The organism is Phocaeicola sp. HCN-40430, from assembly GCF_037890285.1.
Lineage (GTDB): Bacteria > Bacteroidota > Bacteroidia > Bacteroidales > Bacteroidaceae > Phocaeicola > Phocaeicola acetigenes.
Window position 1 is genome coordinate 1 of the sequence record NZ_JBBKBS010000016.1, and the last position, 16856, is coordinate 16856.

The window sequence follows — 16856 nt, forward strand, 5'->3', positions numbered from 1 at the left end:
ACAGTATGAGTATTAGTGGATGGGTATAAGTGCTCTAATCACGGGAATCATACGGCTTCTACTTGATACATTCCATATGTCTATACTGAAAGTGATAGGGAAAAATAGAATCAATTTTATTTTGCTTGTTCGGCTTTATTTCATAGTGCTGATGATAATACAGAGGTTCAGTAATTGTTTATGGTGAGCCAAATAAGAACCCTTCGTTTGTTTATATTATTCTAAAAAGAGAAAAACCTGCGAGCTTGGGAATAATCCCTCGCAAGCAGGTTTCTCTCTTTTAGAAACTAATCTATCATTTTCAACCTTAACCTTTCATTGTTATTGTTGTTGGGTTGCATCATCTTTCAGTTTACTCAACTTTTACAGGAGTTTTTAATGTCTCAAATTTAGAAATGTTTGTTGAACATTCTATTTTGTTTTTACTGCTATCGGTGATGTAACCACCAGCCTGTGCATCAGTTCCGTTCAGCTTGAAGTAAAGTTCCAATCCCGGAGAGTTTGGATCTACTGCCAACATACTCTGTTTCAACTGGGTTTCTGTACGTGCTACACTCCATACGCGTACTTCTGACATATAACCATACAATGGTCGAGTACCCCATTGGAATCCTGGAATCATACCGATGTTGAAACCAACATCTGCATTCGGGTCAAATCCAGGAATTGCCCATCCTGTTTCAGCCCATTTCTTTCCATTTACGTAAATTGCAGATTTACCTGCAGGCTGATCATAAGTCAATGCAATGTGATACCATTTTCCAGTTTGCACAGGTTCAGAAACTTTGTATGTCTGCTGTCCTGCTACTTCGATGATATCTTTCGGTGTTACACCGCCACCTGCATCACCAATACGGAGAATCATAATACCTTCTGTTCCCATTATCGTATTGTTGCTTCCAAAGCTACTAATGTATACTAATGCTTCGTAAGTAAATGAGTTGAAATAAGTTCCTGCTGGGAACGGTACTTTAATGTAGTTACCGCTGAATTCAGCAACTGTTGTAATCTTCACTGGTTTAGAGATGAAGAAAAGAACCACGTCTGTACCCGGTAAAGTAGGAACGGAAGTAGACTGCACTTTGACAGGCAAAATGAATGATTTACCTTCTTCTACAGTACTCAAATTGCTAAGTTCAATAGAGATGATTTCAGAGTAAATATCTCCACTTGCAATAGTTGACGAAGTACTGCTTAAGTTAGCGTGAGTTACATCAAACATTTCGTATGATGTACCGTATTTTGCATTGTATTCGTCTACTACGCTCTTGTCTGCAATGGCATAAGTCACTTCTACTGGTGAATCAGACAGAGTTGTAAGTCTTGAAGACAACTCTACAGTCATCGTTTCATTTTCTATTGAGAGCATTTGTGTTTTGTTCTCAAAGTATACTTTGGGTTCAAGCAAGTCACTCTCACTCTCATTGTTACATGCATGTGTGAGTAATGCAACCGCACCCAACATTAAATAGTTGAATATGTGTTTCATAATCATTTCTTTTTTGTAGAATTAGATTTCTTTCTATTATTCTTCTCCTTCACTGCCTGATTGGCTTTGGTTGGCCTTCCATTCATTAAACACTTGCTGGTTTGTCTGAATACCTTGGCGCATCCATTTATAATCAGGAGTATTGTTGTAATCGTTGTCGAAGCGGTAAGCACCGAATCCACCTTTATATCCCTCAGATGGCATATAGGCTGCTTGTCTGAGAAGTGTTCCTCCAGTAGTAGCATACTGCTCAAAATTTTCTGTCATAATGATTTTTTCGGGAGAGGCAGCATAGTAGTCTAAGTTGCTCACTCTTCCGTAGCTTTGGATTATCCAATAATCTACGTATCCATCAAGTGGCCCCATCAGGCTGCTTACATTTCCATCGATGCAGAGTAATTTATGTCCTTTGCCTTCAGGATCACTCTTTGGACCGATGTATTTGTTCATTTCCTTGACAAGGAAGATAAGATGTTCGTTGGTACTTAATGTTCCATCCATATCGAACACACCACTACCGATTTCCCAGTCAATGTCATAACCATCCCATTCGCTGGTGTATAAGGAGTCGCAAAGAGCTTTTGCAAAGCGAGCTAATGATTCGTAATGGTTTTCACTTCCAACTTGTCCTTCGAATCCCCAGAATTTCCAGCGGGCTAGTTTCTTTTGCAATTCTATTTCACTTTCACCCCATCCTTCTTCTTCTCCTTTTTTCTCTACTTCTTCATACACCCAGTCCGGTGTTCTTCCTTTTCCCATATAAGAAAGAAGACTCACTTCCAAAAGTTTTGTACCTTTTACTTTTTGCACAAACTCTTTATCAGCTTTCTGTTCCGGAGTAATTTTGAATCGGTTAGGAGCTCCACTCCACATGGATACGATATCCATACTGTCAGGCATTGAAGTCAGATATCCTTTTCGGTAAGCTCCTGCTGGAGACCAGTTAGAGTACCATCCGAAAGCTACTGGGCGTCCATAATTTCTTGCCGCATCCTTGTATGCACGCAGGTTTTGGTAATATTCACAATCACCGATTGTGTTATATCCACCAATATGTTCCACTTCTATTTTTTCTACATCTGTACACGAAGCGAACAGAAGTCCTGTAAAAGGAACGATATAGAGTAATTTTTTTAATGTATTCATAGTTGTTGTGTCCTTTAAATGATTGGTTAATTTCTAGTATCCCACCAAAGTCTGGAAGTAGCTTTATCCACTTTGTCTTTCAGTTTACTTACAGCATCATCATAATTAGCTTTGTCTTCAGCAGACTGTGAGAAACTGATAGGGTATACCATACGGCGGATACCTTTTTCTTTAGTGATACCTTGACCGGCTCCTCTGTTGTTTTGAACTTCATTCAACTTAGGATAACCAGTTCTTCTCCATTCTGTCCAAGCTTCCTGTCCGTTCGGGTAAAGAGCAATCCACTTCTGAATCATGATCTTTTCTAATTTTTCTTCGTTACTTCCAGAAAACTCTGTTGTAGCTTGAGTAGGAACTGGAGCAGAATAACCGTTGATTGTTACAGCTACCGGTTTCTTTCCGTTTGCAAGGTATGTATCAACTTCAGAAGCGCTGAGTCCATTCTCTTCGAATGACATCTGTACACCTTGTTTGTACAAAGATTCAGCATCTCCAAATTCAGACCATTCCAATGCAGCTTCTGCACGCAGGAAGTATACTTCTGAAGCACGCATCCAATAAGTTGGAGTAGCGCTGGTCATATTGGGCTGAGAATATTCTTTATAAGTGTTGTTTCCTTGTACATGTCCAGGAGGTACCGGTGCATATGTTTTACCATCGAAAGCAGAAAGTGCTCCTTTTGTTTCAGAAGGTAAGAAATAAACGCTCAAACGTGGATCTTCATAACCTGCCAGATAAGCGTACATGCTGGTACACATACGGGCTTCGTTATAGTTTGATGCCAAATAACTGATATTATTTACAAAAGTATATCCAGCACCTGTACTCATTTGGGCTGCATCGTCTTTCACTGTCATTACGCCTACACTATGATTTAATGCAGTCTGTGCCCATTGTTTAGCTTTAGCAGGAGCAACGAACTTCAGTCGCATAGCCATACGAAGCATCAGTGAGTTTGCGTATTTGACCCATTTATTTGCACTACCACCATAAACAGCATCGAAGTCTGCTACTACAGTTCCTCCCTGTTCTGCCAACGGAGTCAGAGTAGTAATGGCATTTTGCAAATCTTGGAACATTGCATCGTATACTTCTTCTTCGCTATCGAATGGGATAACTAATGCCATTTCTCCAGCGTGAGTATATGGGATAGGACCAAATGTTTCCAATGTTTTCACCCATGCAGAGATTTTTAAAATCTGAGCCAAAGCAAAACCATCTACATCACCACTTTTTTCAGATTCCATCTTGGCGTTTTTCCAAGGTGAATAGAGATTAGTATACGAGTTACTATATGTAGAAGAAACCCATGCATCTACTAAGTAATAAGTCATGTGGTTATTTCCACTATACCAGTTGTTGTTTTCACTGAAGTATCCACTCCAAAGATCGGCAGACAAGTGATAAGCAATCTGGTATTGGTTGATTGCATCAGTACCATCTGCCTGAGTACCTACAGGTACTACTTGTCTTTCCATTGTCAGGATTGGACCTCCCATAGAAATACCATCCATTTTACCCATCTCATCGGTCATTTCATAGGGATTGGTATTGATGTCTTCGTAATCGCAGGATGACAAGAATGACAATGCACAAATTCCTGCTAACAATTTATATTGATTCATTTTTTTCATAGTTGTATTATAATTTAACTTTGATGCCGAAACCAAAACTTCTTACGCTAGGCTGCATGAAGTAGTCATTACCCTGTCCATAAGTACTGGTACTAGGAGTTAATTCTGGGTCGAATGGAGCTTCGCAGTAAATCATCCATGGGTTGTTGGCAATAAATGATACAGTTACATCTTTCAATACATTATTGAACCAAGAATTTGGGAATGTATAGCTCAATGTCAGTTCTTGTAAACGGATATTAGTTGCACTATATACATAGTATCCAGATGTTTCATAGCTACCGGTACCGATCATCTTGTAATAAGTTTCAGCGTCTACTCTACCTTGTCCAGGCAATAATGCACCACCCAGGTCACGAGCTTCTGCAGATGCTTTTGATACACCGAATCGGTCGAGAATAGCTTCTGTAGAAGAAGTTACAACACCACCAAAGCGGCCATTCAGCAAGAAACTCAATCCAAAGCCTTTGTATGATAAAGTATTGTTCCATCCCATGTTAAAGTCTGGAGTAGTCTTACCTAAATATACAGGTTCTCCGGTTTCCAGACTATAATTACCAGAACCGTCAACAGCAACGAATCCCTGACTGTCTTTCTTGAAGAATTGAGTAGCATAAATGTCATGAATTGTTCCACCTTCTTTCAAGATAGTACGTCCGTTGTCTTTCAAAACTTCTGGAATATTGATTGGTTCCAAACTTAAGTCTGTGTGGAAATCATGAACCATTTCCTTGATCTCATTTACGTTGCGTGAGAATGTCAATGTAGAAGAGAATCCGAAGTCTTTAAAGTTATCACTGTAACCCAAAGATGCTTCCCAACCACGGTTTTCTACGTTACCAGCCTGCAAATAAATCTGTTTGTAACCTGAGTATTCCGGAAGATCTCCAAGGAATGTCTGGTTATAAGTATTAGACTTATAGTAAGTAACTTCCGCAGTTAATTTCTTCCACAAACGTAAACTCAAACCAAATTCATAAGAACGAGTACGTTCTGCTTTAAAATCGGTAAACGGATAGATGTAAGTATTTCCTGGAACACCTCCGACGATAGGACTAGTAAGAGTTCCCGGAGTCAAACCTGAACGTGAGATAGGAGCACCTACTTCTGTATATGAACCGCGTACCTTCATGTATGAGATAAATTCCGGTAATTTAACCATTTCAGAAATGATACCAGACAAACCTACTGAAGGATAGAAGAATGATTCATTGCCAGTGTTAACCAAGCGTGAGTTCCAGTCATTACGTCCTGTCAAGGTCAAATACAACATGCTCTTCCAGCCCAATTCAACGTTGGCAAAAATAGCGTTGTTACGTACGCGGCTGAATCCACCGTCTTCGATAGGACGAGCTTTTGTTGCGTCAATATTGCTAATTGCAAACAAGTTTGGAACCAACTGCAATGGACCTCTGTATCCTTTGGTTTCTGCCCAATAATTAGAATAGCTATAACCTAAGTTGGCAGAAAGGCTGAAGTTCTTGAAGCTCTTATTGATGTTGATCATGAAGTCTGCGTATTCCTGACGGTCTTTGTAGTCATTGTATTCGTACAAACCTTTTTTAGAACCTTCAGTAAATACGTCGTATGAACTTGCATAGATTTTTCTTTCGAAACGAATGTATGAATCATCCATACGGTAGCGTGCTGCTACGTTCAACCAATCGAAAATCTTATAAGTCAAGCCTACATTGAACATATAACGATTCTTTTCACTTGGGTTTAAGTTACGGTATGCAGTCCAATAGGGATTCTGGTTACCGTAAGTTGCATCACTAACCGGCCAATATTGTACTGGAATATTACGACTGTCGCTATAACGTTCGAAAGTTTTGATATCTTCCCAGTTTTCTCCACGTGGGAACAGATAAGCAGCCATTACAGGGTTAAAATATTGTCCTTGTGATACCATGTTTTGGTCTTTCTGTTTTACATATGATGCTCCCAAATCCAATTGTAATTTGTCATTCAGGAAAGTGGAGGTATTTCTAATAGTAAAGTTCAAACGATCGTAAGTGTTGTTTGGGACAATACCTTTAGAGTTGGTAGATGATACAGAAGCAAAAGTCTGATTGGTCTTGTTACCAGTAGTTAATGTCAATGAGTTAATGAAGTTAGTACCAGTCTGGAAGAAATCATCTTTCGGATCATAATCGTTAGGAGTAGCTAGTTTGTTACCCCAGCTTTCAAATACACCTTCTTTGTTTCCGTAAGTATTTTGGAATTCAGGAGTCATATAAGCTTTGCTGAATTCGGATGAAGAAGAGAATGAAATCTGAAGTTTTCCTTCTTTACCTTTTTTGGTGTTAATCAAAATTACACCGTTGGCAGCACTACTACCATAAAGCGCTGCTGCAGAAGGCCCACTCAATACAGAGATACTTTCAATGTCTTCAGGGTTAAAGTCGGCAATACCTTCAGTAGTTGCTCTACTATCTCCTAAAACGTCACTACCTGTACCTAATGTAGTATTAAACAAAGGAATACCGTCTACTACGTATAAAGCGTTATTGTCTCCTTCGATAGATTTAGCACCACGCATTACAACACGTGTGGCACCACCAGTACCACTGGCGCTTCTATTAATTGTAACACCTGCGATTTTACCATTCAAAGAGTTAACAAAGTTGGCATCTTTAGCACGGATCAATTCATCTGATTTAACCTGCTGTACATTGTAGCTCAATGCTTTTTCTGCACGTTTGATACCCAATGCTGTTACAACTACTTCGTCCAACACTTCAGTGTCTTCTTTCATTGTAATTTTGCCAAAATCTGTTTTTGCCGCTAAGCTTAAAGTCTTATAACCGATATAAGAAATTTCAAGTGTAGCACCTTTACTTACTGATAAAGTAAAATTACCATCAAAATCTGTAATAGTACCATTAGTTGTACCTTTTTCAAGAATACTTACACCAATTAATGGCTCTCCTTTTGCATCTACTACAGAACCTTGAACTGTAATTTTGTTGGCTTGTTGGGACACGGGTAAACCATTGAAACCTAATGAGCTATTGGCATTTGCATAAACTGCACCACTACCGGAAGTCATCAGCAAAAGCAATAGCAATTGTGAAAATCTGCTTCTTTTCATAGATTTGGTTTGATTTAAAATTATTTGATAATTGAATGTTGATATCCTGTTTCTTACAGGTCCATGAAGGATGTACGTTCTCTTTACCCAGAGAACTGGATTGTAAAATGTGTTTTCATTTTAGTTGCGGTTAAGGTTTTTTTATTTGTATTTATTAAGGCTTTTTTTGATGTCGTTGCAAATATACGTAATATTTTAAATATTGAAAACGATTGTGTGTTTTTTTAATAAAGGATATTGTTTTTATTTAAGGGGAATATATGAGAAAAAGAATTTGTAAAAATAAATGCAGTTGGAATTCATATGATTAAGATGAAAATCCAACTGCATTTAGGAGTGGTATTAATGATGGAATAATCGGATACCTGTGAAGGCCATTGCGATGTGATATTTGTCGCAGGTTGCAATTACATGGTCATCGCGAACAGATCCTCCAGCTTGGGCTATGTATTCAACTCCGCTTTTGTGAGCCCTTTCGATGTTATCTCCAAAGGGGAAAAATGCATCAGAACCTAAGGATACGCCTTTCAATGTATCCAGCCAGGCACGTTTTTCTTCTCTGGTCAGGACTTCCGGCCGGTGAGTGAAGAACTGCTGCCATGTTCCTTCTGCCAGCACATCATCATGGTCGTCGCTGATATAGATATCAATGGTATTATCGCGGTCTGCACGTCGGATTTTTTCTATCCAGGGAAGATTCAATACTTTGGGATGTTGGCGAAGATACCAGATGTCAGCTTTATTTCCTGCCAATCTTGTACAATGAATGCGGCTTTGTTGTCCTGCACCGATACCAATTGCCTGTCCGTCTTTTACGTAGCATACAGAGTTGGACTGTGTGTATTTTAAGGTGATAAGAGCAATCATCAAATCGCGTTTTGCTGCTTCGGGAAATACCTTGTTTTGAGTCGGAATGTTGCTGAACAGTTCGTCGCTGTTGAGTTTGATTTCATTTCGTCCCTGTTCGAAAGTAATGCCGTAGACATCTTTGCGTTCGATGGGAGCAGGCTGGTAGTTCGGATCGATTTTTATTACATTGTAAGTTCCTTTACGTTTGTTTTTTAGAATTTCCAGTGCTTCATCTGTATATCCAGGAGCAATTACTCCATCGGAAACCTCACGATTGATGAAACGGGCTGTTGCTTCGTCACAGATGTCGCTAAGTGCAATAAAGTCGCCGTAAGAAGACATGCGGTCTGCGCCACGGGCACGTACGTAAGCACAAGCCAGAGGAGACAAAGGAAGATTGTCTACGAAATAAATTTGTTTCATCGTATCATCCAATTCCAGGCCGATAGCTGCTCCTGCCGGGCTGACATGTTTGAATGAAGTTGCGGCAGGCATACCAGTGGCTTCTTTCAGTTCTTTCACTAATTGCCATCCGTTTAAAGCATCTAAAAAGTTGATGTAACCGGGACGTCCATTCAGTACTTCAATAGGAAGTTCTCCCTCTTTCATGAAAATCCGTGCCGGTTTCTGGTTGGGGTTACAACCATACTTTAATTCTAGTTCCTTCATCATAGTTTGATATATTTAAGAATGATTTTCTTACAAAAATATAGATTTTTTTCTGCTTATTGAAAAACTTTCTTACCTTTGCTACATATGGTTTGAGTTTCGTATTTCTTTTCGAAACCAATTAAAAGGGAATCAGGTGAGAGTCCTGAACAGTCCCGCTGCTGTAAGTTCTATATAATAAGGTTAGCAGACATTTTTGCCACTGAATTCGTTTGGGAAGGCGTTTGCTGATTGGAACAAGTCAGAAGACCTGCCATATATTTTTCGCAGCTTTCGAGGAAAAAGCGTAGAATGAATTTTTCGTTTTTATATCTTCATTCATTCGTGTATTAGGGGAAGAAAGCTGTTTTTGTTTGTAGTGAATTGAAAAACAGCATGAAATATATTGTTAAAATCATATGGCTTGCAGGATTGGGGATAAGTAGTGTAACGGGGTCTTCGTTTGCACAAACTGTATTGGATACAACTCAAGTATATACTATTCCTGAAGTAACAGTGACCGACCGTTTTCAGATAAGGGAAGTTCGTGCGACTGCCCCTGTTCAGATACTCTCTGCTGAAGAATTAAAAGCTTTAAATGTAATGCAGGTATCGGATGCGGTAAAACATTTTTCTGGAGTTACTGTAAAAGATTATGGAGGTATTGGTGGATTAAAGACTGTTTCTGTACGCAGTTTAGGTGCTCAGCATACTGCCGTTTCTTATGATGGAATTGCGGTGACTGATTGTCAGACAGGACAGATTGACCTTGGAAGGTTTTCATTAGAGAATGTAGATAAATTAGTATTGAATAATGGACAGGGAGAGCAAATCTTCCAGCCAGCCCGTTTGTTTGCTTCAGCTGGAACATTGAGTATTCAAACCTTAACTCCTCATTTTGAGGACGGGAAGAATTTTTTGTTGAAAGGTACTCTGAAGACGGGCTCTTGGGGACTCGTTAATCCTTCATTGTATTGGGAGCAGCAATTAGCGGACAAATGGAGTCTGACAGCTCAAGGAGAGTGGATGTCGTCTGATGGCCGTTATCCGTATACTTTATATTATGGAGACAAAGATGACCGGTATAGCAGGGAAAAACGAAAGAATACCGAAGTACAGAATTTGCGGACTGAGGTCAATGTCTTTGGGGATTTTTCGGATAAGGAGCAACTTCGTCTAAAGGCATATTATTATCAGTCGTCGCGAGGTCTGCCTAATGCTACTACCTATTATTATGATTATGCTTCCCAGCATTTATGGGATAAGAATGTTTTTGTACAAGGACATTATAAAAAGGAGTTGAACCGTAGATGGGCAGTTCAGGCTTCGGCTAAATGGAACTGGAGTTATCAGCGTTATCTGGATCCGGATTATAAGGGGAGTATTGGACAAGCTGAAAATAATTATTACCAGCAGGAATATTATATCTCGGCTTCAGCTCTGTATCGGGCATTCGATAATCTTTCTTTTTCATTTTCTACTGATGGAAGTATCAACCGGATGAATGCTGATTTACATAATTTTGCTAAGCCGGTACGTTATTCATGGCTGACTGCTCTGGCAGGAAAATACGTAAATGAATGGATGACAGTTTCGGCTTCAGTATTGGCAACTGTTATCAACGAGGATGTGTCGGTCGGAAGCAGTGCGGGAGGACACCGGAAGTGGAGCCCTTATTTCAGTGCATCTTTCAAGCTTTTTTCCGAAGAAGAATTTAGAATACGTTTCTTTTATAAGGATATATTCCGTTTGCCCAGTTTCAATGATTTGTATTACGGGCAGACTGGAAACATTCGCTTGAAACCGGAGCAGGCGCAGCAATATAATATTGGTCTGACTTATGGTAAACAATTTGAGGGATTGGTTTCTTCTTTGTCGGCTACCGTTGATGCTTATGCCAATCGGGTAACCGATAAGATAGTAGCTACTCCTACCAAAAACCTGTTTATATGGAGTATGGTGAACTTGGGCAAGGTTGATATTAAAGGCATAGATGTCACTGCCAATATTTGTCTGACGCCATTTGAGGGATATTTGTTGACTCTTTCCGGAAACTATACATATCAGCGGGCTCTCGATGTCACCAGTTCCAATCCTGATTCTCCCGAGAGTATGACTTATAAACATCAGATTGCTTATACCCCACGTGTATCGGGTTCGGGACAGGCTGTACTGGAAACACCCTATGTGAACTTGTCGTATGCAATGCTTTTCTCTGGAAAACGTTATGTCCTGGGGCAGAATATTGCCAAGAACCGACTTGATGGGTATACAGATCATAGTGTTTCTGCATACCGTGACTTCCGTTTCCGAAATATGACTACTTCTTTACGGATAGAGGTGCTTAATCTTTTGAACAAAAATTATGAGATTGTGAAGAACTTTCCTATGCCGGGACGTTCGTTTCGGGTAACTGTAGGCATAAAATATTGAAGAAAGAAAAAATGAGGAGAAAAAGAACAACTATAATATTACTTCTTTCCTGTGTATTGTTTCTGTGTATGTCGTGTGATGACATGGAAGATAAACCCTATGCAGATGGTGGTTCTATACAGGAAACCGGAACGGCCGAAATGTATGTATTGTGTGAAGGTCTGTTTAATCTGAATAACAGCTCATTATACCGTTACTCGTTTAACAGTTCTTCTTATGTACGCGATTATTTTCTTGCAATGAATAATCGGGGTTTGGGAGATACGGCCAATGATATGGCAGTGTATAATGACAGGCTTTACATTGTGGTTAATGTTTCAAGCACAGTAGAGGTGATAGACTTGTATACCGGATTGTCTGTCAAGCAGATTCCTGTATTATGTGAAAATGGTAGTTCTCGTCAGCCTCGTGCCATAGCGTTTCAAGGAGGGAAAGCTTATGTCTGTTCGTTCGACGGAACAGTGAGCCGTATTGATTTGAATACTCTGGAAGTAGATGGAGTGATAGAAGTGGGACGTAATGCAGATGACCTTTGTGTGCAGAATGGGAAACTGTATGTGTCCAATTCCGGTGGACTGGATACAGAAGGAATAGGGGTAGACCGTACGGTATCCGTTGTAGATTTGGCTTCGTTTACTGAATTGAAAAAGATAGAAGTGGGACCTAATCCGGGAAAGATTCTTGCCGGACCAGAAGATAAAGTGTATGTAGTAACGCGGGGAGAACATATCGAAACAGGAAACTATCAGTTTGTGCAAATTGATGCAGAGACGGATTGTGTTACGAATACTTTCAATGAAAAAGTTCTGAATTTTGCCATAAACAATGATGTGGCTTATCTGTATAACTATAATTATCAGACTCAGGAAACCGGATTTAAGATGTTCAGTCTGACGGAAGGCAGAGTCTTGAGAGAGGAATTTATTACCGATGATACCCGGATAGAAACTCCTTATGCCATCGAAGTCAATCCGTATAGTGGCAATGTGTATATATCCGAAGCTTATAGTTATACATTAGAAGGAGATGTACTTTGTTTTTCTCCAGAAGGGAAATTGCTTTCCCGATTGAAACAAGTAGGATTGAACCCGAATACGATTATATTCCGGGATGTGTCATCTGATAATCCGGATCCGGAAGAACCGGAAGATCCCGATGCACCTACTCCGTATGCGAATAAAGTATTTCAATATCGTCCGGCACCCGGACAGTTTGTAAATACTACAACTACAGCCTATAAAGATGGGTTTACGACAGAGGCACAAATCTTGGAGTATGCCACAGAACGTTTACGGAAACGTTCATTACTTTCGTTGGGAGGTTTTGGGGGATATATTGTCGTTGGATTCCAGCGGCCTATTCCTAATATAGAGGGGGCATACGATTTTAAGATTCATGGTAATGCCTATTATAACCCCAATGCATGGCAGGACCGGCCGGGAGGAAGTGCGGAACCGGGTATTGTGATGGTAGCAAAAGATGTAAACGGAAACGGAATTCCCGATGATACATGGTACGAACTGGCCGGTAGCGAGTACGGCAAGGATTCTGAAATCCGCAATTATCAGATTACGTATTATCGGCCCAATCCGGCTGATTCGGATGTACGTTGGACCGATAATCAGGGTAATGAAGGTTATGTATTACGCAATTTTGCCCATGTGCAGGAGTCGTATTATCCGTTGTGGATAGAGGAGGATGAAATGACCTTTACCGGAGTTCGTCTGAAAGATAATGCAGTAAAGGAAAACGGAATGTGGATAGAATATGCATACGATTGGGGGTATGCCGATAATCATCCGAATGATACAGATATGGCAAAATTCAAGATTGATTGGGCGGTAGATGCATACGGACAGCCGGTATTGCTTGATGAAATTGATTTTGTGAAAATCTATACAGCAGTGAATCTGGATGCCGGACAGTTGGGAGAGGCTTCTACGGAAATTACTACAGTAGAAAATCTTCATTTCGAACCATAGTAAATAATAAACAGATTAAAATAAATAAAGACATGAAAAAATTAGCTTATGTATGTGTAGTGCTGCTAAGTGTAGCACTGTTTAGTTGTAGTAATGATGACACACCAAAGACAGAAAGAGTGGTGAGTTTTGAAGAGAATCTTACTCAACCGGAAACTTCCTTTGTCCCGGAAGGAGGTGAACAAGATGGGTGGTATACTAAAACATCGTTCCGAGACAATAGTTCGTTAGTTGAAATTCCCCATTGGTATAATGCTGATAAAAGTTTTGGAGGTGGATTTACTTATACCAATACCATTGATGTAACCACTCCCGGATATGCTAATATCAGTGCCATTACAGGTGCGGGAAAGTTTGGAAAAGTATATCTCACTTCCTCTACAAATAGTTATACTCCTGCTTCCATTTCTATCTTGAATACAGATAAATATCAGTTTAAGGGGGCTTGGGTAACCAATACGACATATGCCTATTTAGCCATAAAGGATGGTAATGACGGTGGACTTAATGCCGTACGGCAATTTGCAGATGGAGATTATTTTATACTGACAGCTGTAGGACGTGATGCACAGGGCACTGAAATAGGAAGGGTGAATTTCTATTTGGCCGATTACCGGAACGGACAGAGTAAGATTGTCAATACATGGGAATGGTTCGATTGGAGTGCATTGGCATCGGCTGCATCTATTTCATTTGAACTGGATTCTACAGATAAAGGAGAGTATGGAATGAATACTCCTTCTTATTTCTGTCTGGACGGTATCACTTTGATAGAAAAATAAAACACGATTTTATACTATCTGCCTTTGGGTCTGCCAAAAGAAGTCGGGTGCTTCTTGAGGCGGACCTTTTTATTGGAATAAATGTTGTAAGAGCAAAGGTCTTTATTATTGTGCTTCATCCGGCGACGCCGGCTGTACAGTCAACGACGCCGGCTATGCAGACTGCATCGTCGGTTGTACAGGCGTCGTCGTCGATTAAACAAGAAGGATATTATCGTTTTATAATGATGTTTGTCTTGTGACAGGGTAAGGATAGAATCGTAAGAAGGATAAACAAGATGCTGAAATATTTTGAAATATAATTTTTCGTACATTTGTGTGTCAAACATAAAACAGGAAAGGGTATGATAGACGAATTACTTGAGTTTAACCGTGCTTTTGTAGGCGGTAAAGGGTACGAAAAGTATCTGACCAATAAATATCCGGATAAGAAGATTGCCATTGTTACCTGTATGGATACTCGTCTGGTAGAACTGATACCGGCTTCGTTGGGACTGAAAAACGGGGATGTCAAGATGATTAAGAATGCAGGAGGAACCATTACGCATCCGTTTGGTAGTGCGATGCGAAGTCTGCTGGTTGGTATTTATGAATTGGGAGTAAAAGAGGTAATGATTATCGGGCATACCGACTGTGGGGCGCAGCATATGGACAGTCAGATGATGTTACGCCATATGAAAGAGAGAGGCATTTCTACCGAACATATTGAGATGATGCAATATTGTAACATCGACTTGCATCATTGGTTGAGTGGTTTTGATAATGTAGAACAGTCTGTACGCGGAAGTGTGCATCTGGTGAAACATCATCCGCTGGTACCTCAGGATGTGGTAGTGCGAGGATTTATTATCAACTCGGTGACAGGAGAGTTGACGGAGTTTGAAAATTGTGACTGAATATAAAACCGGCAAGGAAAGTGCGTTATGCAATCTTTTCCTTGCCGGTCCTTTATGTTTAGAATTCCAATGTAGTTACTTGAGGATTGTGGTCGGACAGAATCTTGCCGGCTTCTTTTCCCTCTTCAGGAATATAGTTCTTCAATACATTGATCTGTGGGGTAACGAAGATAAAGTCAATTTTTTCGCGTTCTGCCTGAGGTACCCGTCCAAAATCGTGGAAAGTATATTTTACACCATCGGTCTCTTTGGCAATTTTCATTGCATCTTTCAATACAAATTCGTTGCCGGTAATAGTCTGATAGGCTTCCGATTCTTCCGATACATTAAAGTCACCGGTCAGAACAGCAGGCTGGTCGCCTACAATTTCCTTGATTTTATCGATAATGAGTAATGCTCCTTTTCTGCGGGCTTCTACCCCTACATGGTCAAAGTGTGTGTTGACAGCCATGAAGATTTTTCCGCTTTTCTTATCTTTCAGCTTGGCCCATGTAGCAATGCGGCAGCATGCTCCGTCCCAGCCTATAAAGCCTACACTGTCCGGATATTGTGAAAGCCAGAAGGAATTGCTGTCGAGAACTTCGAAGCGGTCTTTTTTATAGAACAGAGGAGAGTATTCTCCCTTGGTTTTTCCGTCTTCACGTCCTACACCAACTTCTGCATATTCCGGCAGACGTGCTTTCAGGTCTTCAAGCTGATTATATAATACTTCCTGCATACCCACGATGTCGAGGTTTTGTGCTTTGATGAAAGCGGCTACAGTATCTTTGCGGTATTGCCAGTTGTTGAGGCTGTCTTCCGGGTTATCGTAACGGATGTTGAATGTTCCCCAGTTAAGTTGTGTGGTTTGGGGTTGTTGGGTACAAGAAGCAGCCATGAAGCAGGCCACTCCGGCAGTCAGTGATAAAATCAGATTTTTCATATAAGGTTGTATTTATAGTTAATGTTTTTCATGGAAACAAAAATGCTCTATGTATTGGCATGCAAATTAAATGAAAATTCTTGTTATCTTTACGGCAAAATAAGAAAATATGAGTCATATACAGTTAGGAAAGTATAATCAGTTGGAGGTGGTAAAGGAAGTCGACTTCGGTATGTATCTTGATGGCGGCGAAGACGGTGAAATCCTTTTACCCAAACGTTATGTGCCCGAAGGCTGCAAGCCGGGCGATATGCTGAATGTATTTATTTACCTGGATATGGATGAACGTCTGGTTGCTACTACACTTCATCCGTATGTACAGGTAGGCGAATTTGCTTGCCTCGAAGTGGCATGGGTAAACCAGTTTGGTGCTTTTCTGGATTGGGGACTGATGAAAGATTTGTTTGTACCGTTCCGCGAACAAAAGATGAAGATGGTGAAAGGTAACCGTTATATTGTTCATGTGCATCTGGATGAGGAAAGTTACCGTATTGTCGCTTCGGCCAAGGTAGAGCGTTATCTGTCGAAAGAACGTCCGGTTTATCGTGCCGGAGAAGAAGTGGAAGTCTTGGTATGGCAGAAAACTGACTTGGGATTTAAGGTAATAGCCGACAATCGCTTTAGCGGAATGTTATTCCACAACGAGATATTCCAGACGGTAGAAGTGGGAATGAAGCTGAAAGCCTATGTGAAGCATGTGAGAGAAGATGGTAAGATTGATTTGCAGCTTCAGCCGGGAGGTACTCGTAAGGTAGACGATTTTACAGAAGTCTTGTTGCAGTATCTGAAGGATCATGACGGTTATTCTTCCATTCATGATAAAACAGATGCCGAAACCGTTTATAATACATTTGGAGTCAGTAAGAAAACATTCAAGAAGGCTGTCGGCGATTTGTATAAGAAACGCTTGATAGTGTTGGAAGAGGAAGGTATTCGTCTGCTGGGCGAGTAACGTAGTCTTCTTTGGTATGATTGATAGAA

At 40.3% G+C, this 16856-nt stretch carries 11 protein-coding genes and 1 riboswitch; of the genes, 5 read left to right on the top strand and 6 right to left on the bottom strand.

Going from position 1 to position 16856, the window contains the following annotated elements:
- Window positions 1–352 precede the first annotated feature (352 nt).
- From WKU26_RS08275 to WKU26_RS08295, 5 genes are all read right to left on the bottom strand, one after another.
- Window positions 353–1495: a DUF1735 and LamG domain-containing protein gene (locus WKU26_RS08275; protein WP_340321624.1), complete on the bottom strand. Its 1143-nt coding sequence runs from the start codon at window positions 1493–1495 to the stop codon at window positions 353–355.
- A gap of 30 nt (window positions 1496–1525) precedes the next feature.
- The gene (locus WKU26_RS08280) at window positions 1526–2635 is read right to left on the bottom strand and encodes a glycoside hydrolase family 18 (RefSeq protein WP_340321625.1); all 1110 of its coding nucleotides are present in this window, start codon (window positions 2633–2635) and stop codon (window positions 1526–1528) included.
- 26 nt (window positions 2636–2661) lie between these two features.
- Complete coding sequence (locus WKU26_RS08285) at window positions 2662–4269, bottom strand: RagB/SusD family nutrient uptake outer membrane protein (protein WP_340321626.1); 1608 nt, start codon at window positions 4267–4269, stop codon at window positions 2662–2664.
- Window positions 4270–4276: 7 nt separating this feature from the next.
- A complete protein-coding gene (locus tag WKU26_RS08290) occupies window positions 4277–7363 on the bottom strand; it encodes a SusC/RagA family TonB-linked outer membrane protein (RefSeq protein WP_340321627.1) in 3087 nt (1028 codons plus the stop codon).
- Between the two features lie 342 nt (window positions 7364–7705).
- Window positions 7706–8884, bottom strand: coding sequence for a phosphoribosylaminoimidazolecarboxamide formyltransferase (locus tag WKU26_RS08295; protein WP_340321628.1), 1179 nt, complete (start codon window positions 8882–8884; stop codon window positions 7706–7708).
- Window positions 8885–8952: 68 nt separating this feature from the next.
- Window positions 8953–9153: riboswitch (cobalamin riboswitch) on the top strand.
- Between the two features lie 103 nt (window positions 9154–9256).
- On the opposite strand from WKU26_RS08295, the gene WKU26_RS08300 reads away from it, so the two are divergent.
- The 4 genes from WKU26_RS08300 (at window position 9257) to WKU26_RS08315 (ending at window position 14953) form a co-directional block, all read left to right on the top strand.
- Window positions 9257–11293 (top strand): TonB-dependent receptor plug domain-containing protein, encoded by a 2037-nt coding sequence (locus WKU26_RS08300; protein ID WP_340321629.1) that lies wholly within the window; start codon window positions 9257–9259, stop codon window positions 11291–11293.
- A gap of 11 nt (window positions 11294–11304) precedes the next feature.
- On the top strand, window positions 11305–13275 hold the full coding sequence (locus WKU26_RS08305; protein ID WP_340321630.1) for a YncE family protein: 1971 nt from the start codon (window positions 11305–11307) through the stop codon (window positions 13273–13275).
- Window positions 13276–13307: 32 nt separating this feature from the next.
- Complete coding sequence (locus WKU26_RS08310) at window positions 13308–14057, top strand: DUF4465 domain-containing protein (RefSeq protein WP_340321631.1); 750 nt, start codon at window positions 13308–13310, stop codon at window positions 14055–14057.
- A gap of 344 nt (window positions 14058–14401) precedes the next feature.
- Window positions 14402–14953 (top strand): beta-class carbonic anhydrase, encoded by a 552-nt coding sequence (locus WKU26_RS08315; protein WP_340321632.1) that lies wholly within the window; start codon window positions 14402–14404, stop codon window positions 14951–14953.
- A gap of 58 nt (window positions 14954–15011) precedes the next feature.
- Here WKU26_RS08315 and WKU26_RS08320 read toward each other — a convergent pair whose 3' ends face one another.
- The gene (locus tag WKU26_RS08320; protein WP_445323229.1) at window positions 15012–15875 is read right to left on the bottom strand and encodes an endonuclease/exonuclease/phosphatase family protein; all 864 of its coding nucleotides are present in this window, start codon (window positions 15873–15875) and stop codon (window positions 15012–15014) included.
- A 109-nt stretch (window positions 15876–15984) separates the two neighbouring features.
- On the opposite strand from WKU26_RS08320, the gene WKU26_RS08325 reads away from it, so the two are divergent.
- Entirely contained in the window at window positions 15985–16827 is an 843-nt protein-coding gene (locus WKU26_RS08325; protein WP_340321633.1) for a CvfB family protein, read from the top strand.
- Window positions 16828–16856 lie beyond the last annotated feature (29 nt).

Bases quoted from the DNA above. Each gene is read 5' to 3' on its own strand.
- WKU26_RS08320 (WP_445323229.1), bottom strand. From the start codon at position 15,875: ATGAAAAATCTGATTTTATCACTGACTGCCGGAGTGGCCTGCTTCATG.
- WKU26_RS08300 (WP_340321629.1), top strand. From the start codon at position 9,257: ATGAAATATATTGTTAAAATCATATGGCTTGCAGGATTGGGGATAAGT.
- WKU26_RS08310 (WP_340321631.1), top strand. From the start codon at position 13,308: ATGAAAAAATTAGCTTATGTATGTGTAGTGCTGCTAAGTGTAGCACTG.
- WKU26_RS08305 (WP_340321630.1), top strand. From the start codon at position 11,305: ATGAGGAGAAAAAGAACAACTATAATATTACTTCTTTCCTGTGTATTG.
- WKU26_RS08285 (WP_340321626.1), bottom strand. From the start codon at position 4,269: ATGAAAAAAATGAATCAATATAAATTGTTAGCAGGAATTTGTGCATTG.
- WKU26_RS08280 (WP_340321625.1), bottom strand. From the start codon at position 2,635: ATGAATACATTAAAAAAATTACTCTATATCGTTCCTTTTACAGGACTT.
- WKU26_RS08315 (WP_340321632.1), top strand. From the start codon at position 14,402: ATGATAGACGAATTACTTGAGTTTAACCGTGCTTTTGTAGGCGGTAAA.
- WKU26_RS08295 (WP_340321628.1), bottom strand. From the start codon at position 8,884: ATGATGAAGGAACTAGAATTAAAGTATGGTTGTAACCCCAACCAGAAA.
- WKU26_RS08325 (WP_340321633.1), top strand. From the start codon at position 15,985: ATGAGTCATATACAGTTAGGAAAGTATAATCAGTTGGAGGTGGTAAAG.
- WKU26_RS08275 (WP_340321624.1), bottom strand. From the start codon at position 1,495: ATGATTATGAAACACATATTCAACTATTTAATGTTGGGTGCGGTTGCA.
- WKU26_RS08290 (WP_340321627.1), bottom strand. From the start codon at position 7,363: ATGAAAAGAAGCAGATTTTCACAATTGCTATTGCTTTTGCTGATGACT.